The organism is Corynebacterium imitans (assembly GCF_000739455.1).
Classification (GTDB): domain Bacteria; phylum Actinomycetota; class Actinomycetes; order Mycobacteriales; family Mycobacteriaceae; genus Corynebacterium; species Corynebacterium imitans.
In genome coordinates, this window is record NZ_CP009211.1 from 419,940 (window position 1) to 432,162 (window position 12,223).

Annotated in this window: 15 protein-coding genes; 11 read left to right on the forward strand and 4 right to left on the reverse strand. The window is 63.4% G+C overall.

Annotated elements, in window-relative coordinates; translation table 11 throughout:
* Positions 1 to 13: 13 nt before the first annotated feature.
* The 4 genes from CIMIT_RS01930 to CIMIT_RS01945 form a co-directional block, all read right to left on the reverse strand.
* Entirely contained in the window at positions 14 to 589 is a 576-nt protein-coding gene (locus CIMIT_RS01930; protein ID WP_095066743.1) for a DUF6891 domain-containing protein, read from the reverse strand.
* A gap of 329 nt (positions 590 to 918) precedes the next feature.
* Positions 919 to 1,605, reverse strand: coding sequence for a methionine ABC transporter permease (locus CIMIT_RS01935; protein WP_051904718.1), 687 nt, complete (start codon positions 1,603 to 1,605; stop codon positions 919 to 921).
* A 3-nt stretch (positions 1,606 to 1,608) separates the two neighbouring features.
* Positions 1,609 to 2,655, reverse strand: a complete 1,047-nt coding sequence (locus CIMIT_RS01940; RefSeq protein ID WP_038588407.1) for a methionine ABC transporter ATP-binding protein — start codon at positions 2,653 to 2,655, stop codon at positions 1,609 to 1,611.
* Positions 2,656 to 2,671: 16 nt separating this feature from the next.
* Positions 2,672 to 3,502, reverse strand: coding sequence for a MetQ/NlpA family ABC transporter substrate-binding protein (locus CIMIT_RS01945; protein WP_038588410.1), 831 nt, complete (start codon positions 3,500 to 3,502; stop codon positions 2,672 to 2,674).
* A gap of 340 nt (positions 3,503 to 3,842) precedes the next feature.
* Here CIMIT_RS01945 and secY point away from each other — a divergent pair, with 340 nt between their 5' ends.
* The 11 genes from secY (at position 3,843) to truA (ending at position 12,200) form a co-directional block, all read left to right on the forward strand.
* Entirely contained in the window at positions 3,843 to 5,171 is a 1,329-nt protein-coding gene (gene secY / locus CIMIT_RS01950) for a preprotein translocase subunit SecY (protein WP_038588416.1), read from the forward strand.
* The gene (locus tag CIMIT_RS01955) at positions 5,171 to 5,722 is read left to right on the forward strand and encodes an adenylate kinase (protein WP_038588421.1); all 552 of its coding nucleotides are present in this window, start codon (positions 5,171 to 5,173) and stop codon (positions 5,720 to 5,722) included. The genes secY and CIMIT_RS01955 overlap by 1 nt, the downstream gene beginning before the upstream one ends.
* Positions 5,723 to 5,801: 79 nt before the next feature.
* Entirely contained in the window at positions 5,802 to 6,611 is an 810-nt protein-coding gene (map, locus tag CIMIT_RS01960) for a type I methionyl aminopeptidase (protein WP_038588425.1), read from the forward strand.
* 38 nt (positions 6,612 to 6,649) lie between these two features.
* Positions 6,650 to 7,486: a L,D-transpeptidase gene (locus tag CIMIT_RS01965; RefSeq protein ID WP_038588430.1), complete on the forward strand. Its 837-nt coding sequence runs from the start codon at positions 6,650 to 6,652 to the stop codon at positions 7,484 to 7,486.
* Between the two features lie 190 nt (positions 7,487 to 7,676).
* Positions 7,677 to 7,895: a translation initiation factor IF-1 gene (gene infA, locus CIMIT_RS01970; RefSeq protein ID WP_038588435.1), complete on the forward strand. Its 219-nt coding sequence runs from the start codon at positions 7,677 to 7,679 to the stop codon at positions 7,893 to 7,895.
* Positions 7,896 to 8,074: 179 nt separating this feature from the next.
* On the forward strand, positions 8,075 to 8,443 hold the full coding sequence (gene rpsM / locus CIMIT_RS01975; protein WP_038588440.1) for a 30S ribosomal protein S13: 369 nt from the start codon (positions 8,075 to 8,077) through the stop codon (positions 8,441 to 8,443).
* Positions 8,444 to 8,446: 3 nt separating this feature from the next.
* Entirely contained in the window at positions 8,447 to 8,842 is a 396-nt protein-coding gene (gene rpsK, locus CIMIT_RS01980) for a 30S ribosomal protein S11 (protein ID WP_038588443.1), read from the forward strand.
* Positions 8,843 to 8,869: 27 nt separating this feature from the next.
* Positions 8,870 to 9,475, forward strand: coding sequence for a 30S ribosomal protein S4 (rpsD, locus tag CIMIT_RS01985; protein WP_038588446.1), 606 nt, complete (start codon positions 8,870 to 8,872; stop codon positions 9,473 to 9,475).
* A 108-nt stretch (positions 9,476 to 9,583) separates the two neighbouring features.
* Positions 9,584 to 10,597 (forward strand): DNA-directed RNA polymerase subunit alpha, encoded by a 1,014-nt coding sequence (locus tag CIMIT_RS01990; RefSeq protein ID WP_038588449.1) that lies wholly within the window; start codon positions 9,584 to 9,586, stop codon positions 10,595 to 10,597.
* A 54-nt stretch (positions 10,598 to 10,651) separates the two neighbouring features.
* Entirely contained in the window at positions 10,652 to 11,143 is a 492-nt protein-coding gene (rplQ, locus tag CIMIT_RS01995) for a 50S ribosomal protein L17 (RefSeq protein WP_038588451.1), read from the forward strand.
* 187 nt (positions 11,144 to 11,330) lie between these two features.
* A complete protein-coding gene (gene truA, locus CIMIT_RS02000) occupies positions 11,331 to 12,200 on the forward strand; it encodes a tRNA pseudouridine(38-40) synthase TruA (protein WP_038588458.1) in 870 nt (289 codons plus the stop codon).
* Positions 12,201 to 12,223: the final 23 nt, after the last annotated feature.

Consider the following 12,223-nt stretch of genomic DNA (forward strand, 5'->3'; position numbering starts at 1 on the left):
TTTGCGTTGGTGGTTAGTGGTTTAGCGGCAGCTCAAAGACGACGTCTGTGCACTCGATGCGTGCGTTTGCGTCGCCGTCCCACACGGGGCTGAGGCCAACCTCTTTGAGCGCTTCGACTACTAGGGCCGCAACTTCGGCATCTGCCTCCAGGCTTGGGTTTTCTCTGTCCCCGAAGCCGAAGTAGAGGAGCCCGCTGTGGATGAGGCTGTCTACGTCCTGCTGGGTGCAGTAGGCGTAGCCTCGGTGGCCGGCCTCCTCCGCGTGCCTGCCCGCGTCCTCGACGGCCTCGGCCTTGGTGTAGGCCTCATCAAACGAGAAAGCGATGCCGCGCTTTGCCAGCGCCTCGTGCAAAACTTCGATGCGCTTGGCGTCCTCGGATGCCTCTGGCACGAGGCGTGCGTATTCTTCGCTGACTTCCTCTATCAGGGGCGCCGGGTCGGATTCCAGCTCGTCTTCCAACCACGGGGCGATTTCATCGGGGTGCCACCCGTGGCAGAGCAGGAGAGCAATCTGACTGGTGGGTCCGGCCGCCTCGTACATGCCGTCGGCGGGTGGGAATTTGCTTTTGGCCATGGCGTGGGAGCTCATGCCCCTGCAGCGTAGCGAAAAGAGGGTACGGTGGCCGCGGGTTGGGCGCGGTCAGGTCAGAGCAGGTCGCCGGGCGCGGCTAAACAGCGCAAGTTGGAGCTCGATTATCGCTCCCCGGGGCGGGATAAACGCTGTCCTACTTGCGCTATCTGCGTGAAATGACCGCAAATGTCGAGACCGGGTTGTCGAGAACCCTTACAAAAACCAATGAACTCGACCTGCCGGTCTCGACATCTAGCGCGGCTACGGTCAAGCAGCCTCGACCAAGCAGACCCGCAAAGAAAAACGCCGCCGCAGTCCATAAAGCTGCAGCGGCGCATACACGAAACCTACGCCCGCGCCCGGTGCGCGAGCCTGTTGCCCAGCGACTGGATCGCTTGGACGACGATGATCAGGATGATCACCGTGGTGAGCATGGCCACCGAGTCGAATTGCTGGTAACCGTAGGAGATCGCCAAGTCACCCACACCACCGCCGCCGATGGTGCCGGCCATGGCCGTGGCGGAGATCAGGCCGACGGTGGCCGTGGTCACGGCGAGAATGATAGAGGACTTGGCCTCGGGGAGCAGGAAGTAGCGGATGGTTTGGCTCATGCTGGCACCCATGGAGTCGGCCGCCTCGGTGATGCCTGGGTTGACCTCGAGTAGGGACTGCTCGATCAGTCGCGCGATAAACGGCGCGATGTACAAGGTCAGGGGCACGAGCGCGGCGGTGGTGCCGATCGCGGTACCGGCGATGACGCGCGTGAACGGAGAGATCGCCACGAGCAGGATGATGAACGGCAGCGAGCGGATCACGTTGACCACCACGTTGAGGATACTGTAGATCACCGCGTTGGGCTTTAAGCCCCCGGGCCGGGTGATCACCAGCGCGAGCGCCAGCGGGATGCCGATGAGTGCGCCGATGAACAGGGAGATGCCGACCATGTAGACGGTCTCGCCAAACGAGTCGACGTACATCGATGGGGTGACGCGGGAGCCGGTGGTGTCGCGCCACCAGGAGTTGAGCTGTTCCATGGCTTATGCGTCCTTTCCAGTGATGCGGTTGACGGTGACGCCGTCGAGGCTCTCCAGCCAGGTCACCGCGTCGTCAAGCGGCCCGTTAGAGCGCAGCCCGAGGATGGTAGCACCGACGCTGGTGTCGGCGAGTTCCGTTTCGGCAGAGGACAACAGGTGCGCCTCGACATCGAAGCGGCGCGCCAGTTCACTAAAGACGTCGGCGACGGCGCTGCCGGTGTGGATCAGCTGCACGACCTCGTCGTAGTCGCCGCGGTGAATCGTGGCGCGCACGCTGTCGGGGACCGCGCGGGGGATCACCGTTTCCACGAAGCGCTGGGTAAGCGTGGCCTGCGGGTTGGCAAAGACCTCGGCCACCGGCCCGGACTCGACCAGCCGGCCGGCCTCGAGTACGGCGACGGAGTCGGCCAGGCGTGCCACCACGTCCATCTGGTGCGTAATCAGCAGGATGGTCACGCCGAGTTGTTCGTTGATGTCGCGCAGCAGCTCGAGGATTTGGGTGGTGGTGAGTGGGTCGAGGGCGGACGTGGGCTCGTCGCAAAGCAAAATGCTCGGGTTGGTCACCAGCGCACGCGCGATGCCGACGCGCTGCCGCTGACCACCGGAGAGCTGGCGCGGCTTGTGGTCCGCGCGGTCGGAGAGCCCGACCATCTCGAGGACTTCGGCGACGCGGCGCTTCACCTCATCCTTCGGCGTCTTGGACAGCAGAAGCGGCGTCGCGACGTTCTCCGCGACGGTCTTGGTCTCCAGCAGGTTGTAGTTCTGGAAGACCATGGAGACCTCGCGGCGCAGCTCGCGCAGCTGCTTCGGGCTCAGCTCGGCGGGCTGGCGGCCGAGCACGGTCACGGTGCCCGAGGTGGGCGTCTCCAGGCCGTTGACCGTGCGGATCAGCGTCGACTTGCCCGCCCCGGAGGTGCCCACGACTCCGGAGATGCCGCCGGTGGGCACGGTGAAGGTGATGTCTTCGAGCGCGGTGAACTCGCCTTTCGCGGTGTCGAAGACTTTGGACACGCGCTCGAAGGCGACCGCGGTGCCGGGGGAGTGCGTCATGAGCTACCTTTCCGGGCTACTGCAGGGATTCCGGCAAGAACCAGTAGTTGTTCTCGTTGTTGGCGTCGAAGTACTCCTTGAACTCGTCGGAGCGGTAGGCCTCGGCGACGGCCTCGGTCCACGGCTCGTCGACCTTGTCCTCGGTGGTCACGGCCACGAGGATGAGCTCCGGGCGCAGGTTCTCCTGGAAGACCTGCAGCTTGGGGTCCAGGCCCGCGGAGTACGACATGGAGCCGGGGATGACGGCCCAGTCGAGGTCCGGCAGAGAGCGCGAGAGGTTTGCGGAGTCCATCGGGGTGATCTCGAGGTTGTGCGGGTTGTCCGCGATGTCGGACTCGGCGAGCAGGGTCTCGTCGGCGTCGTCGCGCAGGGTGATCCAGCCGGCGTCGACAAGCAGGTGCAGGGCGCGCGACTTGTTGGAACCGTCCATCGGGATGCCCACGGTCTGGCCGTCGGCGACCTCCTCGATATCGGTGTACTTGTCCGAGTAGAGGCCCGCCGGGACCGTCGGAACCTCGGTAATGGAGGCGAGGTTGCCGCCCTTTTCCTCGTTAAACACGTTCATCCACGCGGTGTGCTGGTCCACGTTCAGGTCCGCGGAACCCTCGTTGAGCGCGATGTCGGCCTGGGTGAGGTCGGTAAAGGAGGTGTATTCGACGGTGTAGCCGTCCTTCTCCAGGATCGGGCCCACGGCGTCCTGGAAAAGCTCGGAGTAGGGCCCCGGCGAGGTGGCGACGCGGATGGTCTGCGAATCGCCCTCGGCGGTGTCGCTCGACTCATCGCCGCAGGCGGCCAGGCCCAGCGTAAGTGCGGTGACGGTGGTCAGTGCTGCGATTTTCTTCAGCATGTTGGTCCTTTCAAAGGAAGTTCTATTCTCAACATACGGAATGATAAACCTCTTGGTATGTAAACTCAAGACAGCTCGGTCTACCACGGGGCTTTTGCATCTCGACGCCCACACGCCCCACCTTGCCGCAACCTGAAAAAGTGCTAGCCCGCTTCGGGTGAGGTTGGAGCAGCCTTAAACCGTGACTCGACTCTTGGGTTTCGTGTTCGGGCTGGTAGGGTAGTGGGGTCAAATATGTACGGGTGAGCTTTTGCATGCCTTTTTGGTAGGTAGGGCCAGCTCGTGACGAATTCTGTTCGCGATCTCCTGCTTAAGTTTGCAGTGGGAGCCAGGAGGCTTTGTGTCCGCTATCTTTCAGGCGTTTAAGGACCATGATCTGCGCCGCAAGATTCTGATCACCCTTGCGCTGATGATTCTCTACCGCGTCGGTGCCCAAATTCCTACCCCGGGCGTGGACTACAGCTTGATCCAGTCCCGCCTGCAGGATATTTCCCAGGGCGACCAGGCGACGATGTTCTCCATCATCGGACTCTTCTCCGGCGGTGCGCTGCTTCAGCTGTCGATCTTCGCGATCGGCATCATGCCGTACATTACGGCGTCGATTATCGTCCAGCTGCTCACCGTGGTGATCCCGAAGTTCGAGGAACTGAAGAAGGAGGGGCAGGCCGGCCAGGCGAAGATGACGCAGTACACGCGCTACCTCACCGTGGCGCTGGCGCTGCTGCAGTCCGCGGGCATCGTGGCGCTGGCGGACCGCGAGCAGCTGCTCGGCCAGGGCATGCCGGTGCTGATCGAGGACCGCAACGTGTGGACCCTCGTGATGATGATCATCGTCATGACCTCCGGTGCGATCATCATCATGTGGCTCGGCGAAATCATCACCGAAAAGGGCGTGGGCAACGGCATGTCCCTGCTCATCTTCGCCGGTATCGCAACCAAGCTGCCGTCCGAGGGCGCGATCATTCTGCAGAACTCCGGCGGCGTGGCACTCGCCATCGTGATCGCGGCGCTCGTCGTGTTGGTTGTCGGCATCATCTTCATCGAGCAGGGTCAGCGCCGCATTCCGGTGCAGTACGCCAAGCGTATGGTGGGCCGTCGCCAGTACGGCGGGTCCGCGACCTACCTGCCGCTGAAGGTCAACCAGGCGGGCGTGATCCCGGTCATCTTCGCGTCCTCGCTGATGTACGTGCCGGTGCTGATCACTCAGATCGTCACCATGAATGACCCCACCCCGCCGGATAATTGGTGGATGAACAACGTGATGGCGTGGCTGCAGAACCCGGGTTCCTGGCAGTACATCGTGGCCTACTTCGTCATGATCATCTTCTTCTCCTACTTCTACGTCTCCGTGCAGTACGACCCGGTCGACCAGGCGGAGAACATGAAGAAGTACGGTGGGTTTATTCCGGATATCCGCCCGGGCCGCCCGACCGCCGAGTACCTGGCGTACGTGATGAACCGCCTGCTCGTCGTCGGCTCGCTCTACCTGGCCTTCATCGCGGTTCTGCCGAACCTGGCGCTGGACGCGGGTCTGGCCGGCTCCGGCCAGATGGGTATGAGCGCGTTTGGCGGTACGGCTATCCTGATTATGGTGTCCGTGGCCCTGACCACGGTCAAGCAAATTGAATCCCAACTCCTGCAATCCAACTACGAAGGACTTCTGCGATAATGCGTCTCGTACTTCTTGGCCCCCCTGGTGCTGGCAAGGGCACCCAGGCCGCAATTCTTTCCGAAAAGCTCGGCGTCCCGCACATCTCTACCGGCGACCTGTTCCGCGCCAACATCGGCGAGGGCACCCCGCTGGGTGTAGAAGCCAAGAGCTACATCGACGCCGGCAAGCTCGTGCCTACCGACGTCACCGCGCGCATGGTGGAGTCCCGCCTTCAGGAGGAAGACGCGAAGGACGGCTTCCTGCTCGACGGCTTCCCGCGCACGGTGGAGCAGGCGGAGATCCTCACCGAGCTGCTGACCAAGGCGGGCCAGAAGTTGGACGGCGTGCTGAACTTCGTGGTTGACGAGGACGTGGTGGTCGAGCGCATGCTCGCCCGCGGCCGCGCTGACGACAACGAGGAAACCATCCGCACCCGCCTCGGCGTCTACCGCGACGAGACCGCCCCGCTGATCGACCACTACGGCGAGGAGATCATCTCCATCGACGCTGTCGGCGACGTGGACGAGATCAACGCCCGCGCGATGGACAAGCTGAACGCGCTGAAGTAGCAGCGTCAAAGAAGGGGGCCGGTGTATCGCCTACACCGGCCCCGTTTTTCGTTTTCACGACTTAAAGGAAGGCAGGACAATGGGATTCCGGAAGCGCAAGATTGCCGCGAAGACGGCCGCGGAGTTGGGCGCGATGGAGGCCGCCGGACGCATCGTCGGCCTGGCGCTGAACGCAGTCAAGGCGGCCGCCCGCCCCGGGGTAAGCACGCTCGAGCTGGACGAGGTGGCCGAGTCCGTGATCCGCGAGCACGGCGCAACCCCGACGTTCAAGGGCTACCAGGGCTTTCCGGCCTCCATCTGCGCCTCGGTCAACGAGGTTGTCGTCCACGGCATCCCGCATGCGGACACCGTGCTCGCGGACGGCGACCTGGTCTCCATCGACTGCGGTGCCACCCTCGACGGCTGGGTGGGGGACTCGGCGCTGAGCTTCGGTGTGGGTGCGCTCGCCCCCGAGGTCGACGCGCTCAACCGCGCCACCGAGTGGGTGCTCCACGAGGGGCTCAAGGCAATGGTGCCGGGCAACCGGCTTACCGACGTCTCGCACGCGCTCGAGCAGGCCACCTACCGTGCCGAGGAGCGCTTCGGTGTCACCCTCGGCATCCTCGACGGCTACGGCGGCCACGGCATCGGCCGCACCATGCACGAGGATCCGTTCCTGGCCAACGAGGGCAAACCGCACCGCGGCCCGGTCATCCAGGACGGCTCCGTGCTCGCGATTGAGCCGATGCTCATCTTGGGCGGCGAGTTCGACTCGCGCGTGCTTGCCGACGACTGGACGGTCGTCACCGCCGACGGTTCACCCGCCGCGCACTGGGAGCACACCGTGGCCGCCACTGCCCAGGGTCCCCGCATCCTGACCCCGCGCGAGGCAAACTCTCCGCGCGCCTAACTGTTCAAAACTGCCAGAAGGTGGTTAGACTGCTGTCTATGTCTTACAAACCTCGTCACGCGAAGCCCTCGGCCACCAAGCGTCGTGCCGCCGCCTTCGCCGCTGCCGCAGGCGTGTTTGCCTCGCTTGCTGTCAACCCGACCACCGCAGAAGCCGCGCCGGCACCTCAGCAGCCTGTCGGCGGGTCTTCCATCGCCCAGCTGTCTTCCAACTCCGGCCTGGACGTGTTCCTGAAGAGCGCGAACACCCAGCTGGAGAACCTGGGTTCCAGCACCGACCAGGCAGTGCGTGACGCGGCCTGGAACCTGCGCAACAGCCTGCGCGCCCAGGCTGACGGCCTCGCCGCGATCAACCCGGACCTGCCGGCGCAGGCCAAGGCGTCGATCGACCAGACCGTTGAGCGCCTCTTCCCGGGGCTTATCGCCGAGCGCACCCCGAAGCCGAAGCCTAAGCCAAAGCCGAAGCCGCAGCCGGCTCCCGCCCCGGCGCAGGCTCCGGCCCAGCAGCAGCGCCCGGCCTTCGACTACGGCCCGTGCCCGAAGGATGCCAAGGCCTGCGTGGACGTTGACGGTCGCCGCTCCTGGCTGCAGAACAACGGCCAGGTCTACTACACCGCTGACCTCGTCGGCCCCGGTCGCCCGGGTCAGGAGACCCCGCGCGGTACCTTCTACGTCAACCGCAAGGTCAAGGACGAGATCTCCTACGAGTTCAACAACGCCCCGATGCCGTACGCGACCTACTTCACCTACAACGGCATCGCCTTCCACCAGGGCGACCCGACGATCCTGTCCGCTGGCTGCGTCCGCATGTACCAAGCTGACGCGCAGCGTTACTTCAACGATCTGCAGATCGGCGACAAGGTCTTCGTCTACTAATCGCGCCTGAACGCAAAACCCCGCCTCCCGCGTGTGTACCGGGAGGCGGGGTTTGTGTTGTCGCAGGTAAATGGCTATAGTTGTCGTTTGGTGTGCAAGCACTGCAAGTTTTGCTATGTTTGGCACCGTGTAGCAGACGTGAAAAACGACTAGTACCTGCATAAATGCGGGGCAGTAGGAAGTGGATTGAATGGCAAAAGAAGGCGCAATTGAGGTCGAAGGCCGCGTAATCGAGCCGCTGAAGAACGCAACGTTCCGCGTTGAGCTTGATAACGGGCACACCGTCCTTGCTCACATCAGTGGCAAGATGCGCCAGCACTACATCCGCATCCTCCCTGAGGACCGTGTCGTCGTGGAGCTTTCCCCGTACGACCTGGACAAGGGACGTATCACGTACCGCTACAAGTAAGTACGTAAGCCTCCTTACCCAGGCGCGGCACGCACTGTGTCGCGTCGTCTACCTCCGGCCACGGTGGCTGGAGCCGCGTGAACCACAACCCATCCTCCGGCTCGGCCCGGACAAAGCGTTGTTTGGCGTGGACGGGTAGGGAGAAAACCACCGTAACAACCCGAAAGGAACGTAGCCACATGGCACGTCTCGCTGGTGTTGATCTCCCGCGCAACAAGCGCATGGAGATCGCTCTCACCTACATTTACGGCATTGGGGCAACCCGTGCTAAGGAACTGCTCGAAAAGACCGGCATTTCTCCCGACCTGCGTACGGACAACCTGAGCGACGATCAGCTCGCAGCTCTGCGCGATGCAATCGAGTCCTCCTACACCGTTGAGGGCGACCTGCGTCGTGAGGTGCAGGCAGACATCCGCCGCAAGATTGAAATCGGCTCCTACCAGGGTCTGCGCCACCGTCGTGGCCTGCCCGTCCGCGGCCAGCGCACGAAGACCAACGCGCGTACCCGCAAGGGCCCGAAGAAGACTATCGCAGGAAAGAAGAAGTAACCTATGCCACCGAAGACTCGTTCCGGCGCGCGTCGTCGCGTCGTAAAGAAGAACGTGGCCGCAGGCCACGCCTACATCAAGTCCACCTTCAACAACACCATCGTGTCCATCACGGACGCCAACGGTGCTGTCATCTCCTGGGCCTCCTCCGGCCACGTCGGGTTCAAGGGCTCCCGTAAGTCCACCCCGTTCGCTGCGCAGATGGCTGCCGAGAACGCTGCCCGCAAGGCAATGGATCACGGCATGAAGAAGGTTGACGTCTTTGTCAAGGGTCCCGGCTCCGGCCGCGAGACCGCTATCCGTTCGCTCCAGGCTGCTGGCCTGGAGGTGTCCTCGATCTCGGACGTGACGCCCCAGCCGTTCAACGGCTGCCGTCCGCCGAAGCGTCGTCGCGTTTAAGGCAGAAAGGAAAAGAGGTAAAACACCATGGCTCGTTATACCGGCCCTGCTACCCGTAAGTCCCGTCGCCTCCGCGTCGACCTCGTCGGCGGTGACATGTCCTTCGAGCGTCGCCCGTACCCCCCGGGGCAGGCTGGCCGCGCTCGCATCAAGGAGTCCGAGTACCTGCTCCAGCTGCAGGAGAAGCAGAAGGCTCGCTTCACCTACGGCGTGATGGAGAAGCAGTTCCGTCGCTACTACGAGGAGGCCAACCGTCTCCCGGGTAAGACCGGCGACAACCTGCTGATCCTGCTGGAGTCCCGTCTGGACAACGTCGTCTACCGCGCTGGTCTGGCTCGCACCCGCCGCCAGGCTCGTCAGCTTGTTTCCCACGGTCACTTCACCGTGAACGGCAAGCGCGTCGACGTCCCGTCGTTCAAGGTGACCCAGTACGACATCATCGACGTCCGCGAGAAGTCCCGCAGCATGCTCTGGTTCGAGGATGCTCAGGACAACCTGCTCGACGCCGTCGTCCCGGCATGGCTCCAGGTCGTTCCGGACACCCTGCGCATCCTCGTGCACCAGCTGCCCGAGCGCGCTCAGATTGAGGTGCCCCTGCAGGAGCAGCTCATCGTCGAGCTTTACTCGAAGTAATCACTTCGTCTCGCGCCCGTTGCTTATCGACGAAGCGTGGCGCGAAAACTTCCAACATCATCCGTTCCTACCGGCTTCATATAGCGGGAGCCGACAAAGGAGAAGTTCATGCTCATCTCTCACCGTCCGCAGTTGACCGAGGAGTACATCGATACCAACCGCTCGAAGTTCGTCATCGAGCCGCTCGAGCCTGGTTTCGGCTACACCCTGGGTAACTCCCTGCGCCGCACGCTGCTGTCGTCCATCCCGGGCGCTGCGGTGACCTCTATCAAGATCGATGGTGTGCTCCACGAGTTCACCACCATCGCTGGCGTGAAGGAAAACGTTTCCGAGATCATCCTCAACATCAAGGACATGGTCCTGTCGTCGGATTCCGACGAGCCGGTCGTCATGTACCTGTCTGTTGAGGGCCCCGGCGACGTCACCGCGGGCGCGATCGAGCCGCCTGCCGATGTGGAGATCCACAACCCGGATCTGCACATCGCCTCCCTGAGCGAGGGCGCTCGTCTGGAGATGGAGCTTGTTGTCGAGCGCGGCCGCGGCTACGTCCCGGCTATGCCGAACTCGGGCGGGGAGCCCGGCCGTATCCCGGTCGACCAGATTTACTCCCCGGTCACCCGTGTCGCCTACAAGGTTGAGGCGACCCGTGTCGAGCAGCGCACCGACTTTGACAAGCTGATCATCGACGTGGAGACCAAGAACTCCATGGCAGCACGCGACGCGCTGGCGTCGGCAGGTTCCACCCTGGTGGAGTTGTTCGGCCTGGCCCGCGAGCTGAACACGGAGTCCGAGGGCATTGAGATCGGCCCCTCCCCGCAGGAGACCGAGTACATGGCCGCGTACAACACGCCGATCGAGGACCTGAACTTCACCGTCCGCTCCTACAACTGCCTGAAGCGCCAGGAGATCCACACCGTCGGTCAGCTCGCAGAGTGCACCGAGTCTGAGCTGCTGGATATCCGCAACTTCGGCCAGAAGTCCATCAACGAGGTCAAGATCAAGCTCGCTTCGCAGAACCTGACCTTGAAGGATGCACCGGAAGATTTCGACCCGACCCAGATCGAGGGCTACGACGCCGAGACCGGCGACTTCGTTGACCCGAGCGGGGACGAGACCGAGTAAAGCCGAGTCCATAAAAGAGCACGCGCTCAACTAACGCACACGAGGAGTACGAAAATGCCTACCCCGAAGAAGGGCGCCCGTCTCGGAGGGTCCGCTAGCCACCAGAAGCACATTCTGTCCAACCTGGCTATGGCTCTCTTCCAGCACGGTGCCATCACCACGACCGATGCGAAGGCACGCACGCTGCGTCCCTACGCTGAGAAGCTGATCACCAAGGCAAAGAAGGGCACCATCGCGGATCGCCGCGCCGTTGCCGCTGAACTGCCGAACAAGGAGATCGTTGCTTACCTGTTCAACCAGCTGGCCCCGATGTTCGAGGGCCGCGAGGGCGGCTACACCCGCCTGATCAAGCTGGAGAACCGTCCGGGCGACAACGCTCCGATGACGCAGATCTCGCTCGTCCTCGAGCAGACTGCCGCCAACGAGGCTGAGCGCACCGCCCGCGCCGCAGCTTCCAAGAAGGCTGAAGAGGAGAAGGCCGTGGAGGCCGAATCCGCTGAGACTTCTGAGTCCGCTGAGGCTGAAACCGAGGCCAAGGAGGACTAGCTCCCTCTCGCCTTGTCGCTTGGGCCCCACCCGCATCGTTCGGGTGGGGCCTTTTGCGCTTCTCTGAACAGCGCAAGTTGGAATTCGTTTATCGCCGATTTCCGGGGTTAAACGATGTGCAAGTTGCGCTGTTTAGCTTTTAACGCCCCAGCGTCACGCCTACGCTCCACCTGCTAGCCTTATCCGAATGACCACATCGGCAGTATCGGGCACGGACATGCGCCTGCGCCTGGACATCGCCTACGACGGCACGGACTTCCACGGCTGGGCTCGCCAAACCTCGGGGGTGCGCACCGTGCAGGAGACCATCGAGGACGCGCTCGCGCTCGTGCTGCGCATTCCGGTCACGCTCACGGTGGCAGGGCGCACTGATGCCGGCGTGCACGCAAGTGCGCAGGTCGCGCACACGGATGTACCGCGGGCCGCGCTGGATCAGCGCTCCCTCGACGGCGACCCCACCAAACTGGTACGCCGCCTGTCCAAGTTACTGCCCGACGACGTGCGCGTACTCAACGTCAACGAGGCACCAGACGCCTTCGACGCCCGCTTCGCGGCACTGCACAGGTCTTATACCTACCGGGTGACCACCAACCCGGCCGGGGCCCTCCCAACACGTCGCGCCGACACGGCCGTGTGGGGTAAACCCGTCGTCATCAACCGCATGCAGCAGGCGGCCGACTTGATCGTCGGGCTGCACGACTTCGCCGCCTTCTGCAAGCCGAAGCCACACGCGACCACGATCCGCGACGTCCACGCCTTTACCTGGCACGACGTGAGCACGCAGCACGAGCGCGACGTTTATGAGGCCCGGATCACCGCGGATGCTTTCTGTTGGAATATGGTCCGCGCACTCGTGGCTACCTGCCTGAAAGTGGGGGAGGGCAAGCGTGAGGATGAGTGGGTCGCGCAGCTGCTCGAGGTGACGAAGCGCGACTCCCAGGTACCGCTCGCCCCGGCGTGCGGGCTAACGCTGACTGGGGTGGAGTACCCGCACCCAGACGCGTTTGCGAAGCGGGCCGCCGTGACACGCGACCGGCGCACGTTGCCGAAGCACTAAAGGCTTAGAATATTTTTCACGCG